At 71.6% G+C, this 16238-nt stretch carries 14 protein-coding genes; 3 read left to right on the top strand and 11 right to left on the bottom strand.

The window, feature by feature from the left end:
- Window positions 1-21: 21 nt before the first annotated feature.
- The 6 genes from cobT to Q2K21_RS23215 form a co-directional block, all read right to left on the bottom strand.
- Entirely contained in the window at window positions 22-3843 is a 3822-nt protein-coding gene (cobT, locus tag Q2K21_RS23190; RefSeq protein WP_310774760.1) for a nicotinate-nucleotide--dimethylbenzimidazole phosphoribosyltransferase, read from the bottom strand.
- 344 nt (window positions 3844-4187) lie between these two features.
- Window positions 4188-5399, bottom strand: coding sequence for a precorrin-6y C5,15-methyltransferase (decarboxylating) subunit CbiE (gene cbiE, locus Q2K21_RS23195; protein ID WP_310774761.1), 1212 nt, complete (start codon window positions 5397-5399; stop codon window positions 4188-4190).
- 128 nt (window positions 5400-5527) lie between these two features.
- Complete coding sequence (locus Q2K21_RS23200) at window positions 5528-6166, bottom strand: GNAT family N-acetyltransferase (RefSeq protein ID WP_310774762.1); 639 nt, start codon at window positions 6164-6166, stop codon at window positions 5528-5530.
- Window positions 6167-6320: 154 nt separating this feature from the next.
- Window positions 6321-7151 carry a MetQ/NlpA family ABC transporter substrate-binding protein gene (locus Q2K21_RS23205; RefSeq protein WP_310774763.1) on the bottom strand — a complete coding sequence of 277 codons (831 nt, stop codon included), beginning with the start codon at window positions 7149-7151 and terminating at the stop codon, window positions 6321-6323.
- 79 nt (window positions 7152-7230) lie between these two features.
- Entirely contained in the window at window positions 7231-8010 is a 780-nt protein-coding gene (locus Q2K21_RS23210; RefSeq protein ID WP_310774764.1) for a methionine ABC transporter permease, read from the bottom strand.
- Entirely contained in the window at window positions 8007-9050 is a 1044-nt protein-coding gene (locus Q2K21_RS23215) for a methionine ABC transporter ATP-binding protein (RefSeq protein ID WP_310774765.1), read from the bottom strand. The genes Q2K21_RS23210 and Q2K21_RS23215 overlap by 4 nt, the downstream gene beginning before the upstream one ends.
- A 789-nt stretch (window positions 9051-9839) precedes the next feature.
- Between Q2K21_RS23215 and Q2K21_RS23220 the strand changes: the two genes are divergently transcribed.
- Both Q2K21_RS23220 and Q2K21_RS23225 read left to right on the top strand, forming a co-directional pair.
- A complete protein-coding gene (locus tag Q2K21_RS23220; protein WP_310774766.1) occupies window positions 9840-10199 on the top strand; it encodes a hypothetical protein in 360 nt (119 codons plus the stop codon).
- 1 nt (window position 10200) lies between these two features.
- Window positions 10201-10638, top strand: a complete 438-nt coding sequence (locus Q2K21_RS23225) for a hypothetical protein (protein WP_310774767.1) — start codon at window positions 10201-10203, stop codon at window positions 10636-10638.
- Here the strand turns inward: Q2K21_RS23225 and Q2K21_RS23230 are convergent.
- The 3 genes from Q2K21_RS23230 to Q2K21_RS23240 all read right to left on the bottom strand — a co-directional run bounded on the left by Q2K21_RS23230 (window position 10635) and on the right by Q2K21_RS23240 (window position 12943).
- The gene (locus Q2K21_RS23230) at window positions 10635-11138 is read right to left on the bottom strand and encodes a GNAT family N-acetyltransferase (RefSeq protein WP_310774768.1); all 504 of its coding nucleotides are present in this window, start codon (window positions 11136-11138) and stop codon (window positions 10635-10637) included. The genes Q2K21_RS23225 and Q2K21_RS23230 overlap by 4 nt on opposite strands.
- 45 nt (window positions 11139-11183) lie before the next feature.
- Window positions 11184-11678: an RNA polymerase sigma factor gene (locus Q2K21_RS23235; RefSeq protein ID WP_386276192.1), complete on the bottom strand. Its 495-nt coding sequence runs from the start codon at window positions 11676-11678 to the stop codon at window positions 11184-11186.
- 101 nt (window positions 11679-11779) lie between these two features.
- Window positions 11780-12943: a glycerophosphodiester phosphodiesterase gene (locus Q2K21_RS23240; protein WP_310774770.1), complete on the bottom strand. Its 1164-nt coding sequence runs from the start codon at window positions 12941-12943 to the stop codon at window positions 11780-11782.
- 326 nt (window positions 12944-13269) lie between these two features.
- Between Q2K21_RS23240 and Q2K21_RS23245 the strand changes: the two genes are divergently transcribed.
- Window positions 13270-13959, top strand: a complete 690-nt coding sequence (locus Q2K21_RS23245; RefSeq protein WP_310774771.1) for a lysophospholipid acyltransferase family protein — start codon at window positions 13270-13272, stop codon at window positions 13957-13959.
- 145 nt (window positions 13960-14104) lie between these two features.
- Here Q2K21_RS23245 and Q2K21_RS23250 read toward each other — a convergent pair whose 3' ends face one another.
- A complete protein-coding gene (locus Q2K21_RS23250) occupies window positions 14105-15628 on the bottom strand; it encodes an MFS transporter (RefSeq protein WP_310774772.1) in 1524 nt (507 codons plus the stop codon).
- Window positions 15625-16176 carry a TetR/AcrR family transcriptional regulator gene (locus tag Q2K21_RS23255; RefSeq protein ID WP_310774773.1) on the bottom strand — a complete coding sequence of 184 codons (552 nt, stop codon included), beginning with the start codon at window positions 16174-16176 and terminating at the stop codon, window positions 15625-15627. The genes Q2K21_RS23250 and Q2K21_RS23255 overlap by 4 nt, the downstream gene beginning before the upstream one ends.
- Between the last annotated feature and the right edge of the window lie 62 nt (window positions 16177-16238).

Genomic DNA, 16238 nt, shown 5'->3' on the forward strand with positions numbered 1-16238 from the left:
ACCCCCGACCCCGCCTCCGGCTTACTTCTCGGTGACGCCCGCCGAGTCGAACGTCGCCACCTCGTGCATCGCCCGCGCCGCGCTCTGGACGAGCGGCAGGGCGAGGAGCGCGCCGGTGCCCTCACCGAGGCGCAGGTCGAGGTCGACCAGGGGGCGCAGGCCCAGCTTGTTGAGGGCGGCCACATGGCCGGGCTCCGCGCTGCGGTGGCCGGCGATGCAGGCCGCGAGGACCTCGGGGGCGATCGCGCGGGCCACCAGGGCGGCGGCACCGGCGCTGACGCCGTCCAGGATCACCGGCGTGCGCAGCGACGCGCCGCCGAGCAGCAGACCCACCATCGCCGCGTGCTCCAGTCCGCCGAAGGCGGCCAGCACGCCGATCGGGTCGGCCGGGTCGGGCTGGTGGAGTTCGATGGCGCGGCGGACGACCTCGGTCTTGCGGGCCAGGGTCTCGTCGTTGATACCCGTGCCGCGGCCCGTCACCTCCGACGGGTCGGTGTCCGTGAAGACCGAGATCAGGGCGGCCGACGCCGTCGTGTTCGCGATGCCCATCTCACCGGTGAGCAGCGCCTTGTTGCCCGCCGCCACCAGGTCGCGGGCCGTCTCGATGCCGACCTCGATCGCCTGCTTGACCTCCTCGCGGGTCAGCGCGGGGCCGGTCGTCATGTCCGCCGTGCCCGCGCGGACCTTGCGCGGCAGCAGGCCCGGCGTCGCGGGCAGGTCGGCGGCCACGCCCACGTCGACGACGCAGACCTCGGCGCCCACCTGGCCGGCGAACGCGTTGCAGACCGCGCCGCCGCCGAGGAAGTTGGCGACCATCTGGGCCGTCACCTCCTGGGGCCAGGGGGTGACCCCCTGGGCGTGCACGCCGTGGTCACCCGCGAAGATCGCGACGGCCGCGGGCTCCGGGATCGGCGGCGGGCACTGGCGGGACAGTCCGGACAACTGCGCGGAGATGATCTCCAGCATGCCGAGCGCGCCCGCGGGCTTGGTCATGCGCTTCTGCCGCTCCCAGGCCTCGCCGAGGGCCTTGGCGTCCAGCGGGCGGATGCCCGCCACGGTCTCGGCGAGCAGGTCGTGCGGCTCCTCGCCGGGCAGCGCGCGACGGCCGTACGTCTCCTCGTGCACGACCCAGGACAGCGGGCGGCGCTTGGACCAGCCGGCCTGCATCAGCTCGGGCTCGTCCGGGAACTCGTCGACGTATCCGACGCAGAGGTAGGCCACGACCTCCAGGTGCTCGGGCAGGCCGAGGGTGCGGACCATCTCGCGCTCGTCGAAGAAGCTGACCCAGCCGACGCCGAGGCCCTCGGCGCGGGCCGCGAGCCAGAGGTTCTCGACGGCGAGCGCGGAGGAATACGGGGCCATCTGCGGCTGGGTGTGCCGGCCGAGGGTGTGGCGGCCGCCGCGGGTCGGGTCGGCGGTGACCACGATGTTGACCGGGGTGTCGAGGATCGCCTCGATCTTCAGTTCCTTGAACTGCTTCGCCCGGCCCTTGGGCAGCGACTTGGCGTACGCCTCGCGCTGACGCTGGGCCAGTTCGTGCATGGTGCGGCGGGTCTCGGCCGAGCGAATGACGACGAAGTCCCACGGCTGGGAGTGGCCGACGGAGGGCGCGGTGTGGGCGGCCTCCAGGACGCGCAGCAGCACGTCGTGCGGGATCGGGTCGCTGCGGAAGCCGTTGCGGATGTCGCGGCGCTCGCGCATCACGCGCAGCACCGCCTCGCGTTCGGCGTCGTCGTATCCGGGCGCCGCCGGGCCGGTGGACTCTCGTGCTTCTTCCACTGCGGCCGTGCTCTCTTCCTGGTCGGCGGCCCTGGTGTCCAGGTCCTCCGCCTGCTGTGCGACTACGGGCTCCTGGTCCACGACGGACGGCTCCGGGGCGGGTGCCTCGCCGTCGCGGGGAGCGGGAACGGTGACGGCGGGCTCCTCCGCCGTCGGTGCGGCGGCCACCGGCTCCTCCTGCTCGGCGGCGGCCGCAGCGGGCTCCTCGGCGGGCTGCTGCTCCTGAGGGGGGAGGGGCGGCACGATCAGGGCGTGCGGCGGGGTCGGGGCCAGGTGCGGGGTGGTCGGCACGGTGCCCTCGACGGGCACGAACTGACCGAGCGTCTGGTCCGGCTCGGGCTCCTGGGGAGCGCCGGGCTCATCGGCCGCGGGCTGCTCGCCGTGCACCTGGCCGGCGGATGCCTCGGGCGCCGCGGCCTGGGCGGCGACGCCCACCGGCACGGCCTGGACGGACTCGGCGGCCGCGGGCTGCGCCTCCTCGGCGGCCAGGGGCAGCGCGGGCTCCTCGAACGGGGTCTCGGCGTCCGGGATCCGAGCCTCGGTGTCCGCGATGTGGACGGCCTGGTCGGCGGGCCGCGACTCGGGCGCCTGCTCGTCCGGTACGGGGGTCACGGCCTGCGCCGGGTCCTGGGCGTGCTCGGATGCCGGGTCCTGGGCGTCCTGGACCGGGGCGGCCTGGTCGTCGGCTTCGGGTTCCTGCGCGGGTGCCTCCGGCAGGCCGGTGGAGGCGGGCGCGGGGGCGTCGGCCTGCTGGGGAACGCCCGCGTCGGGCACGACCACGACGGTCTGCGCCGCGTCGTCCGCCGGCTGCGGGGCGTGCGGGGCGGCGGGGACCTGCGCGTCCGGCGCCTGCGCGGCGGGGACCTGCGCGTCCGGGGCGTGCGCGACCGGGGTCTGCGGGGCGGAGACCTGCGCGTCCGGGGCGTGCGCGACCGGGGTCTGCGGGGCGGAGACCTGCGCGTCCGACACGGCATCCGGCGCGGGCACGGCTTGCGGAGCCTGCGGGGTGACCGGGGCGGGCGCTGCTTCCGCCGAGGGCCCGGCCGGTGCCGGTGCGGCGTCGGGGATCTGGGGGGCGGCCGGGGCGGGCGCACCGTGCGGGCCATGCGCGGACTCGGCAGCGGACACGCCCTCGGGCACCGATACGGCGTCCGCGGCATCCGGGGCTGCCTGCGGGGCAGCGGCGGACGCTGCGCCCGGAGCCTGCGGGGCAGCGACGGGCGCGGCGTCCGGAGCCTGCGGAGCGGCCGTCGGCTCAGCCTGGACGTCCTGCGCGCCGGGAACCGGAGCCTGGGCGTCCTGCGGCGCACCGGGAGCCGGAGTCTGGGGCGGCTCGGCGCCGACCGGCGCTCCGGGGGTCTCAAGTGCCTGGGGGCCGGCCGGGATCGCCTGCCCCTGGAGCGGCTCGTAGCCCTCCGGGGCCAGCGGTGCGGCCTCGGGGGCGACCTGCGCCGGGGCCGGTTCCACCGCCACCGGCTCGGGCGTCGGCGCCGGCTGCGGGACGACCGTTTCTGCAGTGGTCCCCTCGGGGCCCACCGGCGGCACGGTCTGCGTCTGCGGCGGCGCGCCCCACGGCACCGCCCCCTGCGGGGAGTTCTCCCCGGGCTGGGGCACGTCGAGATACTCCGGGCCGGTCGTCGGCGGCCCGGAGGGGCGCATCGGGGCGTCGGCCGGACCGCGGTCGGACAGCGAACGCACCGGGCTCAAGGTGGCGTCCGGGGTGGGCGGGCCGAGGTGCAGCGGGCGGCGCGGCGTCGCCGACGGGGGCACCGGCGCCGGAGGCGGCGTACGGACCGCGCCGACGTCGATCGAGCCGCTGTCCCGGCCGGCCATCTCATGCGGGCCGGGCTCATGGAGGAACGGCGCCGGAGCCGGGGCGGGCTGCGGCATCTCGTTGCCCCAGGCGCCCTGCTGGCCGGGCATCAGGAGCAGGTCGTCGTCCTCGGCCGGGGTGTCGGAGTGGTTGAGGTAGGTGTACGCGCCCGGCGCGAGGACGCCCGGCTGCTCCACCATGCCTGCGCTCTCCGGCAGCCCCTCGCCCGGGATCTGGCCGGTGTCCGTCATGCGTACCCCTCGCCCATCGGTTAGTGCTTCTACGACCCGCTCGCCCGGAACGGCGCGCCGACCGCCCGCAATGAAGAACGAGCGTGCGTGCCCAGCGGCACGAACGACCCGCCAACAATGACGACAAAGCCATTGAACGGCATTGTCGCGGCCGTCCCGCCATTGCGACAGCTTGATCCGCGACGGCCCGCTGTGGACTGCGCCACGTTGCGCACCCTCCGGTTCTGCCGTACCACACTCACCCCAAAAGGGGTGTGCTTTCCGGACATTGACTGACGAAGTCCCGGATCACCCAAGTGCGGTACAACGGTCGGCCAGCCTACCGCGCCGGTACGACAACCGGATCAGGGGGAGCGTTCGGCCAATCGGCCGCTGAGCAGGAACGCGACGCTCCGTTCCTTCTCCGTCCAGGCCCGCGTGTCGAGTTCCACGGACTGCAACAGGGCGCACTCGACGTCGTAGCCGTGCTCCGACAGATCCCTGCCGACGAGTTCGGCCGTGTCGCGGGTCGCGGCGTGCGCGACGATCCGCTGCGGGCGGCGGTCGGCGACCGCCGAGACGACCGCGACTCCCCCGCCGCCGACGCGTACGACGTCCGGCTCGGGCAGGTTCTCCAGGATGTGCGGGGCGGTGCCGTGCACGATCTGGAGCTGGACGCCGAAGTGGCGCGCGCCGGCCGCCGTACGGCCGCAGGCGTCCGCGTCGCGGTCGACGGCGATGACGGCGGCCCCGCAGCGGGCGGCCTCCACGGCGAACGCGCCGCAGCCGGTCCCGATGTCCCACACCAGGTCGCCCACCCGGGGTCCCAGCCGGGCGAGTTGGGCGGCGCGCAGCAGATCCGTTTCACCTTCGCCGAGCCCTCCGCCGTACGCCTCGGCGGGCAGCGCCCAGCCGCGCGGTCCCGCGCCCGGGTCGCGGCCGGCGATCCAGCCGCCGCCGTCGGCCGCGGTCACGGGTCCGCCGATGGCGATGACGACGTTGGGGTCGCGCCAGGTGTGGTCGGCGGCCTTGTCGGAGGTGACAACGGTGACCTGTTCGCGGTCGGTGCCGAGTTCCTCACAGATGACGAAGGTGCGGTGGACCCCGTCGAGGAGCAGCCCGAGTTCCGCGGGCCCGGCGCCTGGTGAGGTGAGAACCGCGACTTTGGTGTGGGCGCGGCATACGTTCACCGCGCGGCGCAGGGTGCGGCGGTGTGCGACGACCACCTGTGCGTCGTCCCAGGGCATCCCTGCGCGGGCGAAGGCGGCGGCCACCGAGGACACGGCGGGCACGACTTCGACCTCCAGGCCGAATTCGGGGGCGCGCAGGGTGCGTACGACGCCGAAGAAGCCCGGGTCGCCGTCGGCGAGGACGACGGCGGTGCCGCGGTGGGCGGCGATGCGGCGGGCGGCGAGGGCGACGCTGCCGAGGCGGATGCGCTCGGCCGTCCTCGGCACCTCGGGGAGGCCGAGATGGTGGGCCGCGCCGGCGACGAGCGTGGCGGCCCCCAGGGCGGAGCGCGCTGCGGCGGTCAGTGGCGAGCCGTCCCAGCCGATCACCGTGACCCGGTCGGCCATCGTCGTCAGTCTCCAGGAGGATTGTGCAGGTCGTCAGGGGGCATCCCGCACGGCGGGCTCCGTGAGGGTATCTGGTCCGGCTGGGTTCGTCCGCCCGGGACTCACCCCGTGGGAGCGGTCCCGCGGTGTCAGTTCCAGTTGGAGAACGACGTGAAACCGCCGGTGTCGGCCAGTTCCTCGCCGACCCCGTCGAGGTCCTCCGGCAGCAGGCTCCACACGATGAAGTCCGTCCGTACGTCGGTCCAGGTGCCGTCCTCGTTGCGGACGTGCGCTATGCAGGCGTTGCGCAGGACGCCCTCGCTGATGCAGCCGATCTTCTGGGCGACCTGCTGGGAGGCGGTGTTGTCGGCCGCCGTGCGTACTTCGATCCGCTCGAACTTCTGGTCCCCGAAGAGCCATTGGGCGGTGGCGAGCGAGGCCTCGGATGCGTAGCCCTCGCCCCGCGCCCAGGAGGCGATGATGTACGACAGTTCGGTCGACCGGATGTGCCAGTTGGTCTTGGTCAGCTGGACGAGGCCGACCAGGCGCTGGGTGAGGAACTCGGTGACCGCGAGGTCGAGGCCGCGGCCCGCGGCGCGCTCGGTGGGTGCCCACTCGGTGATCCAGCCGCGGGCCCCCTCCTCCGTGAAGGGCTGAGGGACGTCGGTCCAGGCGCCGACCATCTCGTCGTTCATCATTTCGGCCAGCGCGGGGACATCGTCCTCGTCGAGAGGGCGCAGTACCAACCGCTCCGTGCTGATGGAGACGTTGGGGAAGGTGCTTGTCATTGCGCCGCTCCGTAACCTTCGGAAACCGTCAGGACCTGCTGAACTGCCCAGCATGCAGCATGGAAGCACCGAACCGCACCACGGGGTCCGGTCCCGGTGAGGGAGCGGACCCCGTGTGTCGCGGCGGCGACGCGGGCCGGAGGTGACCGACGGATCAGAAGGAGGCGATGACCGAGCCCTGGTACTTGTCCTCGATGAACTTCTTCACCTCGGGCGAGACGAGGAGCTTGGCGAGCTTCTTGACGCGCGGGTCCTTCTCGTTGCCCTTCTTGACCGCGAGGAAGTTGCCGTACGGGTTGTTCGTCGCGGACTCCAGGACGAGGGCGTCCTGGGCGGGCTTGAGGCCGGAGGAGATGGCGTAGTTGCCGTTGATCACCGCGACGTCCACGTCGTCCAGGGAGCGCGGGGTCTGGGCCGCCTCCAGCTCCTTGAACTTCAGGTTCTTCGGGTTCTTGGCGATGTCCTGGGGGGTCGCTTCGCTGCCCACGCCGCTCTTGAGCGTGATGATCCCGTTGGCGGCGAGCAGCTTGAGCGCCCGCGCCTCGTTGACCGTGTCGTTCGGAATGGCGACGGTCGCACCGCTCTTCAGCTCGTCGGCCTTCTTGATCTTGTGCGAGTAGAGGCCGAGCGGCTCCAGGTGCACCGTGACGACGGGCACGATGTGGGTGCCCTTCTTCTTGTTGAAGTCGTCGAGGTACGGCTGGTTCTGGAAGTAGTTGGCGCCGACGGATCCGTCCTCGGTCGCCGTGTTCGGCGTGACGTAGTCGGTGAACTCCTTGACCTCCAGGTCGAGGCCCGCCTTCTTCGCCAGGTTGTCCTTGACGAAGTTGAGGATCTCGGCGTGCGGGGTGGGGCTGGCGGCGACGACCAGCGGGCCGCTGTAGTCGGAGGAGGCGGAGTCCTTGTCCGAACCGCAGGCGGTCAGCCCGAAGGTGAGGGCTCCGGCGGCGAGGACGGCGGCGGTGATCTTGGCGGTGTTACGCACGAAAAGTGCCTTTCCTTATGGGTGGAGCGACCCCGTCGTGGGTGAACGGGGAAATCTGGGGATGAGGAGGTGCGCCGCCTCAGGCGACCTTGCTCACGTCGGCCGTGGCGGCTTCGGGGGCGGGCGCCTCGGAAACGGGCGTCGGTCCGGCGGGCGCCTTGTCCTTCAGCAGCCGCAGCCGGGGCGCGGCTCCCGACCGGCCGCCGCGGCGGTGCAGTGCGCGGGCCGCGTAGTCGCCGGCGAACTGGATGAGAGAGATGACGACGGCGAGGATCGCCACGGTGATCCACATCATCTGGGTCTCGAAGCGCTGGTAGCCGTAGCGGATGGCGATGTCGCCGAGGCCGCCGGCGCCGACCGTGCCGGCCATCGCGGAGTAGCCGATGAGGGCGACGACCGTGGTGGTGGCGGAGGAGATCAGCGAGGGCAGGGCCTCCGGGACGAGGACCTTGCGCACCACGGTCCAGGTGTTGCCGCCCATCGCCTGCACGGCCTCGACGAGTCCGCCGTCCACTTCGCGGACGGCCGTCTCGACGAGCCGCGCGAAGAACGGGATCGCGCCGATGGCGAGCGGCACGATGGCGGCCTCCCGGCCGATGGTCGTGCCCGTGATCGTGCGCGTGAAGCTCATCAGCGCGACCATCAGGATGATGAACGGCATCGACCGGGCGACGTTCACCACCTGCCCGATGACCTTGTTGGCGACGATGTTCTGAAGGAGTCCGCCGCGGTCGGTCAGCACAAGCAGGATGCCGAGCGGCAGGCCGCCGAGGACCGCGATCAGGGTGGACCAGCCGACCATGTAGAGCGTGTCCCAACACGCCTGGGACAGCAGCGGCTGTATCTCGGACCAGGTCACTTGGCACCTTCCTTCACCAGCGCGGACTCCTTGGCCGCCTGTTCGACGACGTCGATCTGCAGGCCCTGCTCGCGCAGGAAGCCGATCGGCACGACGTTGTCCTCGTAACGGCCGGGCAGTTCGATGCGCATACGACCGACCTGGAGGCCGCCGACGGTGTCGATGGCGGCGCCGAGGATCGAGATGTCGATGTTGTACGTGCGCGAGAGCTGCGAGATGACGGGCCGGGTGGCGGCGTCGCCGTGGAAGGTGACGTCGACGACGGTGCGGCCGTCGCCGGAGGCGTCGCCGCCGACGGGGAAGAGCGCGGCGGCCAGTTCGGAGCCGGGGGTGGCGAGCAGCTCGCTGACCGTGCCGGACTCGACGATGCGGCCCTTCTCCATGAGCGCGGCCGAGTCACAGATGCTCTTGACGACGTCCATCTCGTGGGTGATGAGCAGGACGGTCAGGCCGAGCTGCCGGTTCAGGTCGCGCAGCAGCTGGAGGATCGAGCGGGTGGTCTCCGGGTCGAGGGCGCTGGTCGCCTCGTCGGAGAGCAGCACCTTGGGGTCACCGGCGAGGGCGCGGGCGATGCCGACGCGCTGCTTCTGGCCGCCGGAGAGCTGGGCCGGGTAGGCCTTGGCCTTGTCGGCCAGGCCGACGAGGTCGAGCAGCTCCAGGGCCTTGCGGGAACGTTCCTTCCCGGAGGTGCCGAGGATTTCCAGCGGCAGCTCGACGTTGTCCTGGACGGTGCGCGAGGACAGCAGGTTGAAGTGCTGGAAGACCATGCCGATACGGCTGCGCGCCTGCCGGAGTTCCTTGCCGGCGCGGGGGCCGCGACCGGCGAGCGCGGTGAGGTCCTGGCCGGCCACGGTGACCGTGCCGGAGGTGGGGCGCTCCAGCAGGTTGACGCAGCGGATGAGCGAGGACTTGCCGGCGCCGGACTGGCCGATGACGCCGTACACCTCGCCTTCGCGTACGTGCAGATCGACGCCGTCGAGGGCGGTGACCTCGCGGCCCCGCGAGCGGTAGACCTTGGTGAGGCCCGATGTGGTGATCACTGGGTTTCCGTCACTGTCGAGTGCAGGGCGTGGGTGTGCGCCGGGCACGGGTACGTGCGTGGGAACGCGGCACGGTTCTCGCGACGGCGATCGGGATGCCGATCGAACCGGGAAGAACATGTGCGCGGTGGGGGTCCCCCACGCCGTTCGGGCAGTGGGGGAGGCTCAGTCACGCACGACACGGGCGTGCGGACGTGCCACGGGCGGTCTCGCTTCGGGGCGCGAGGCTCTGGGTGGTGCGGGGGCCCTCTAACAGGCGCACATTCGACACATACAACGAGCACCGGGCGTCATGGTCGCCTCGGTCGCAAGGGTGCGGCAGCTCGTCGTGGTCATGGGGCAAGTAAAGCAGACGCACAGCGGGGACCCTCCCCTGCTGTCCGAATGGCGGACAGTCGTGGACAGCCTTCGGTTTGCAGGCAGGTCTCCAGGCACAGGGGTTGACCAGGCGTACAAGGGGAGAGAGGCCCGTGTCCGCCGGACCGGTGTCCAGTCCGTGGACCTGGCGGTGTCTGGCGGTGTGTGGCCAATGCCACGGTGCCGACAGGGCGTGGGCGGGGTTCTCGATGCCTTCGCGCACGAAGGGACGCTCGACTTCGCCGGATGGGACCGCCGTCATCGAGACGGGCCCGAATCCCGTGCTCACCGTCCGGCCCGCCGCGAACGCCAATGAGTGGCAGCACAGACTTTGGCGCGGGGCCGCCAATGCCAACCTGGTCACCGACGGGACGGGTGCCTGACAGCCGGGCCGGGCGCGGTGGGTCTTTTGGCCCGTAATAGGGTCGCGGCATGCTTGATGCCCTGACGCTGGTGACCGGTGTCGCCGCGCTGCTGCTCGCCGCCTGGTGCGGCTGGGCGGCCTACCGTGATCAGCCCACGAAGGACTGGCACTTCATCGGCATGGCCGTGGTGACACTGCTGGCCGTGGTCCAGTTGGTCGTCGGCATCGTCCAGCTGGCACGCGGCGAGAAGCCGGAGCAGGGCACGACGATCTTCGTGGCGTATCTGCTGGGCGCGTTCGCGTGCGTCCCGGCGGCCGGTTTCATGTCGCTGGCGGAGCGTACGCGGTGGGGTTCGGTGACGGTCGCGGCCGGCGGTGTGGTCCTCGCCGTGCTGGAGGTGCGGCTCTATGACATCTGGGGAGGCTGAGATGACGGCCACGCAGGAGAAGCCGGTGAAGGCACGACTCATCAGCGGGCCCGGCATGCTGCTCGTATGGCTGTACGGCGTGATGGTGGTCGGCGCGGTGTCGCGCTCGGTCGTACAGATCTCGACGCAGTTCGACAAGGCACCGCTGGCGTACTCCCTCTCGGCGGTGGCCGGTGTCGTCTACGGCTTCATCACGTACTCGCTCGTGCGGGGCGGTGAGACGGCGCGGCGGGCAGCACTGGTGTGCTGCGCCGCCGAACTGGTGGGCGTGCTGACCGTGGGCACGTGGACCCTGGTCGAGCCGTCCGCGTTTCCCGACGCGACCGTGTGGTCGGACTACGGCATGGGGTACGTCTTCATTCCCGTACTGCTGCCGTTGTCGGCGATGTACTGGCTCCGCAAGGCCCGCACGGCCCAAGGCGCCGCACTGCGCGCCTAAGCCGTCGCCGCGTACGAACCCGCCGGGGCCTGCTTCTCCAGGATGATCAGGGGGACGCCGTCGTTGCCCTGGGACGTGCCGACCGCCTCGTAGCCGACGCGGCGGTACAGGCGGAGGTTGCCCTCGCTGCGGTGGCCCGTGCTGAGGCGGAACCGCTTCGCGCCGCGCTCCTCGACCAGCGCCGCCTCCGCCGCGCGCAGCAGCCGGGCCCCGATGCCGTGGCCCTGGAGCCGCGGGTGCACACAGAGCTTGCCGATGGACGCGGCGCCGTCCTCGGTCACGCTGCCGCGCACCGAACCGACCACCTCGTCGCCCAGCCGGGCCACGAAGACACAGTCGGAGGCGACCTCCTCGCGAACCGAGTCCAGGCTCTGGACCAGCGGGTCGATGCGGTAGTTGCCGTACAGCGCGGCCTCACTCTGGAAGCAGAGGTACTGCAGCCTGAAGATCTGCTCGGCGTCCTGCTCGGTCGCCATAGAGATGGTCACGCTCATGCCCATGTGCGCACGCCTCCCGCTCACCTGATCACCGGTCGTCCCTCACTCCTATCCCCGCGGTTCGCGGGCCGCAACCTCCGCCACGAGCAATCGACGCAGACATCCGAGGCATTTGGAACGTTCCGGTCCGAGACTGCCCTGTGAGATACCCAACTCCCCTGCGATTTCGCGGTAGGTCAGATCGCGCGGGGAGAGCAGCGCGGCCATCAGACGGGGGCAACGGCCGGGAAGGCGGCGTACGGCCGTGTACAGGGACCGGCGGCGGGCCGCCAGAAGCGCCTGCTGCTCGGGATCGGGTCCCCCGTCGTCGACGGGCTCGGTGCCGTACGGCAGTTCGAAGCGGGCGGTGCGGCGGCCGCGTCGCGCCTCCGAGCGGACGGCCTGTCGCAGCCATCCCTGCGGGTCGACGGGCGGCGCGTCCATGTCGAGCCGCTCCAGGAGCCGCAGCCAGACCGCCTGTTCCAGGTCGCCCGGTTCCATACCGGACGCGAATGCCTCGGCCGAGGCCTCGGCGGCGAGCAGCGGGCGCAGGGCCGTGAGCATCTCGTCGGTCACATGCGACGTGACGCGGCCGCCCCGGCGATGAGTTGCCGGGACGGCCGAGAGTCACTCCCATCGGTGTCTCCGTGTCGCGCGTTGACCCGTCAGCCGCGCAGGAAGTCCTCACGGGCGAGCAGGCCGGTGTCGGCGTTGTCGGTGAAGACGCCGTCGATGCCGGTCGCGAAGTACGCCTTGAAGGCGCCGAAGACGTCCCCGTAGGCGTCCGCGTCGGTGCCCTTGCGGAAGTCCGCCGGCAGGAACGGGTTCTCGTTGCGCATGGTGTACGGGTGCAGGATCAGGCCCACCTTGTGCGCGTCGGCGACAAGCGTGGTCGGCTTGGTGAGGTTGCCGTTCGCGTCCTTCGGGATGACCAGGTCGAGGGTCGGGCCGATGCCCTGCGCGTAGCCGGCGATCTCCCTGAGGCCCTTCGGCGTGATCAGGTCGGCGACCGTGCGCGGGTCACCCGCCTCGACGAAGTCCCAGGGGCGGCTGCTCGCGCTGGACAGCAGGACGACGAGCGGGTTGTCGACGAGCTTGTTCAGACGCTCGATGCTGCTCGGCTCGAAGGACTGGAGGATCACCGGCGAGGTCCGCTTGTCCTTGCCGTACTTGCGCAGCAGTTTGGCGACCCGCTCCTCCAGGCCGAGGCCGAGCTTGCGGAAATAGGTGGGGTGCTTGGTCTCGGGGTAGATGAAGACCTGCTTGCCACGCTTGCGGGTCTGCTCGTCCTGCCAGCGCAGCACCTCTTCGAAGGTGGGGATCTCCCAGCGGCCGTTGTAGAGGGTGTTGTGCGGGCGGTTGGCCGGGATGCGCTCGACCGCGCGCAGCGTCTTCAGCTCGGCGAGCGTGAAGTCCTCGGTGAACCAGCCGGTGACGGACACCCCGTCGAGGACCTTGGTCCTCTTGCGGTCGGCGAACTCGGGGTGGTCGGCCACGTCCGTGGTCCCGCCGATCTCCGGCTCGTGCCGGCACACCAGGTGGCCGTCCTTCGTGGGCACCAGGTCGCCGGCCTCCACGATGTCGGCGCCCAGGTCGAGGGCCAGCTGGTACGAGCCGAAGGTGTGTTCCGGCCGGTAGCCGCTGGCCCCGCGGTGCCCGATGATCGTCGGCACGGGCAGGCTCTTCAGTCCGCCGCCCGTGTGCCGCGCGTCCGCTCGCGCGGCACCGGGCAGTCCGAGAACCACCCCGCCCGCGCCGAGCACCGCGGCCCCGAGCAACGCCCGCCGGCCCGTCCCTCGCCCCTGCTCGTACGACTCCTGCGTCCCCATGAGTTCCTCCCACCACGCCTGTTCGAAGCGGGTCGATCGTAGGTGCGTGCGGGTGACGGCCGGGAGACGTACGCGGGAACGCATGGCGGACGCGGGCCGTCCTGCTGGATGCATGGGCGGGGACATTCGGGGCACTCGGAATGACGGTCCGTCAGCCGTCCGGACGCGATGTCCGTCACACCCGCCCGGCGGATGACGAACGTGCGACACGACGACGCCGCAGGTAAACAGTCGTCAACGACACGTATCCGATCCGTGAACCCGATGTGCAACACGCCGGGGGCCACGAGTATCGTCCTCACCTGCACAGACTCAAACCGCATCCCTTGACACCGGAGGGCCCGTTGTCCCGCTTCGCGCTCATCAAGGCAGTGCTCGGACCGATCATGCGCCTGATGTTCCGCCCACGGGTGGAGGGCGCGGAGCACATCCCGGGCGACGGCCCGGTGATTCTCGCCGGCAACCACCTGACGTTCATCGACTCGATCGTGCTGCCGGTGGTGACCAAGCGGCAGGTCTTCTTCATCGGCAAGGACGAGTACGTCACGGGCAAGGGCCTCAAGGGCCGGGCGATGGCCTGGTTCTTCACGGGCGTCGGCATGATCCCGGTCGACCGGGACGGCGCGAACGGCGGCGTGGCCGCGCTGATGACCGGCCGCCGGATCCTGGAAGAGGGCAAGATCTTCGGTATCTACCCGGAGGGCACCCGCTCCCCCGACGGCCGCCTGTACCGCGGCCGGACCGGCATCGCCCGACTCACCCTGATGACCGGCGCCCCGGTGGTCCCCTTCGCGGTGATCGGCACGGACAAGCTCCAGCCGGGCGGGAGCGGGATGCCGCGCCCGGGGCGGGTCACCGTGCGCTTCGGTGAGGCGATGGAGTTCTCGCGGTACGAGGGGATGGACCGGGACCGGTATGTGCTGCGGGCGGTGACCGACTCCGTGATGACGGAGGTCATGCGGTTGTCGGGGCAGGAGTATGTGGACATGTACGCCACGAAGGCCAAGGCCGCGTAGCGGACAACGAAGGGCGCCTGATCGCCGTTCGGGGACTGTTGTTGGGCGACTGCGGCGTCGTCGTGGTTGCTCGCGCCCACGCGGCGGAGCCGCATAGTGTCACCGGCCCGCGCCCCTTACAGGGGCACATCCACTCCCCCAAGCGTCATGAGGCGCTCTCCAGCTTCTGCCCCCTCAGCAAGAACCATGCCGCCACCGCCGTCGCCAGTAGCACGGCCGCGCCTACGCCCGTCGCCAGTGTGAGGCCCTCGATGAAGGCGTCGCGGGCCGATGACAGCAATGCCCGGCCGGTGGCCGATGGCATGTCCGACGCCGTCTCGACCGCTCCGCCCAGCGACTCGTGCGCCGCTGCCGGGGTGCCCGTCGGGGCCGTGAAGCCGCGGTAGACGCCGGTCACGATGGAGCCGAGCAGCGCGATGCCGAGCGCCGCGCCGAGTTCGTACGCCGTCTCGGAGACGGCGGAGGCGGCGCCCGCCTGCTCCTTGGGCACGTTGGAGAGGATCACGTCGGCGGTCACGGTGAACGACAGGCCCGCACCGACGCCCACGACCAGCAGGGCGGTTCCGATGAACGGGTAGCCGGTGGACCGGTCGAGCAGCGTGAGGGCGGCGAGCGCCAGGCCCACCGCGGCCAGCCCGCCGGAGACCACGGCCCGTACCGAGAAGCGGCGCGCCGCCGCGCCCGCGGCCAGGCCTGCCACCACGGCGCCGACGGCGGCGGGCAGCTCCGCCAGGCCCGCCTCGAACGGGGGCCTGCCCTGGACGAGTTGCAGGTACTGCGAGAGAAAGAAGACCAGCCCGGACAGGCCGAGGACGGTCAGCAGATCGGCGAGTACGGCTCCGGAGAAGCCGCGGCTGCCGAACAGCCGCACGTCCAGCAGGGGCACCGGAAGCGTGAGCTGGCGACGCACGAAGCCGCAGAGCGCGGCGGCGCCGAGGACGCCGACGGCCGTGGCCGGCCAGGAGAACCCGTGCGAGGCGGCCTCCTTGACGGCGTACACCATGCCGACCACGCCGACGAGCGACAGCACGACACTGATCAGGTCCCAGGGGCCGGGGTTCGGGTTGCGGGACTCGGGCAGCGTCCTGATCCCGACGAGCACCAGGACCGCCATCACGGGCAGGTTGATCAGGAAGACCGAGCCCCACCAGAAGTGTTCGAGCAGGAAGCCGCCGACGATCGGGCCGACGGCCGTACCGGCCGAGGCGGTGGCGCCCCAGACGCCGACGGCGAGGCTGCGCTCGCGCGGGTCGTGGAAGAGGTTGCGGATCAGGGCGAGCGTGGCCGGCATCAGGGTCGCGCCCGCGACACCGAGCAGGGCCCGCGCCAGGATCATCGTCTCCGGCGTCGAGGCGTAGGCGTTGAGGACGGATATCGCGCCGAACGCCGTCGCGCCACCGAGCAGGATCCGCTTGCGGCCGATGCGGTCGCCGAGGCTGCCCATGGACACGAGCAGACCGGCGATGACGAACGAGTAGACGTCACCGATCCACAGCAGCTGGGTGCCCGACGGCTTCAGGTCCTCGCTGATGTAGGGGGTCGCGAGGCCGAGGACGGTCGCGTCCACGGCCACCAGCAGCACGGCGAGCACGAGGACGGAGAGCGCGAGCCACCGGCCCGGACGCCTCTCCGCCTGCGGCGTGACTGCCGGCTGCAGGGTGCTGGTCATGGTTCCTCTCTCCGTAGTGCGCCGCCGAGCAGCAGCTCGGCGATCATGTAGGTGAAGTCCTTGCGCGCGACCCGGCCCTCCGCCACGGCCCAGGCCCCCGAGGCCATCAGTCCGTACAGCGCTTCGGTGAGCCAGGCCGGCGTGAGGTCGATGCGGAACTCGCCGCCTTCCTGACCTCGCCGGAACAGCGCGGCGATCCGGGCGTCGATCCGGGCCCAGCCCGCGTTCTGCTCCTCGCCCTCGTAGAGCTGGTTCTCGCTGTAAAGGAAGGCGAGGAGGCCGGCGGCCGGTTCGATCTCCTTCACGAACCGGCGCAGGGCGTCCTGGGCCGAGTCCTCGCCGAGCCGCGCGGCGTCCAGCGCCGCCTCGCACTCCTCGATGCCGAGCGCCTCCAGCGCCCGTACGAGCGCGTCGCGCCCGGCGAAGCGGCGGTGCAGCGTGGCCCGGCTGATCCCGGCCGCCTTGGCGACCTCGTCCATGGTGGCGGTGGATTTCCGGGTGAGCAGGGCGGCTGCGCTGCGCAGCACGTGGTCACGGTCCAGAGCCATGAGACAACCATAGGCCATATGAGACATCAATGTCTCATTGAAGGCGCGCGAGTCTCAGAGGG

The sequence above is a fragment of the Streptomyces sp. CGMCC 4.7035 genome, assembly GCF_031583065.1.
Classification (GTDB): domain Bacteria; phylum Actinomycetota; class Actinomycetes; order Streptomycetales; family Streptomycetaceae; genus Streptomyces; species Streptomyces yaanensis.

Excerpts from the sequence above, each read along its gene's own strand:
- Q2K21_RS23220 (WP_310774766.1), top strand. The coding sequence starts at position 9,840 with ATGCTTGATGCCCTGACGCTGGTGACCGGTGTCGCCGCGCTGCTGCTC.
- Q2K21_RS23230 (WP_310774768.1), bottom strand. The coding sequence starts at position 11,138 with ATGGGCATGAGCGTGACCATCTCTATGGCGACCGAGCAGGACGCCGAG.
- Q2K21_RS23225 (WP_310774767.1), top strand. The coding sequence starts at position 10,201 with ATGACGGCCACGCAGGAGAAGCCGGTGAAGGCACGACTCATCAGCGGG.
- Q2K21_RS23235 (WP_386276192.1), bottom strand. The coding sequence starts at position 11,678 with ATGCTCACGGCCCTGCGCCCGCTGCTCGCCGCCGAGGCCTCGGCCGAG.
- Q2K21_RS23240 (WP_310774770.1), bottom strand. The coding sequence starts at position 12,943 with ATGGGGACGCAGGAGTCGTACGAGCAGGGGCGAGGGACGGGCCGGCGG.
- cbiE (WP_310774761.1), bottom strand. The coding sequence starts at position 5,399 with ATGGCCGACCGGGTCACGGTGATCGGCTGGGACGGCTCGCCACTGACC.
- Q2K21_RS23255 (WP_310774773.1), bottom strand. The coding sequence starts at position 16,176 with ATGGCTCTGGACCGTGACCACGTGCTGCGCAGCGCAGCCGCCCTGCTC.
- Q2K21_RS23250 (WP_310774772.1), bottom strand. The coding sequence starts at position 15,628 with ATGACCAGCACCCTGCAGCCGGCAGTCACGCCGCAGGCGGAGAGGCGT.
- Q2K21_RS23200 (WP_310774762.1), bottom strand. The coding sequence starts at position 6,166 with ATGACAAGCACCTTCCCCAACGTCTCCATCAGCACGGAGCGGTTGGTA.
- cobT (WP_310774760.1), bottom strand. The coding sequence starts at position 3,843 with ATGACGGACACCGGCCAGATCCCGGGCGAGGGGCTGCCGGAGAGCGCA.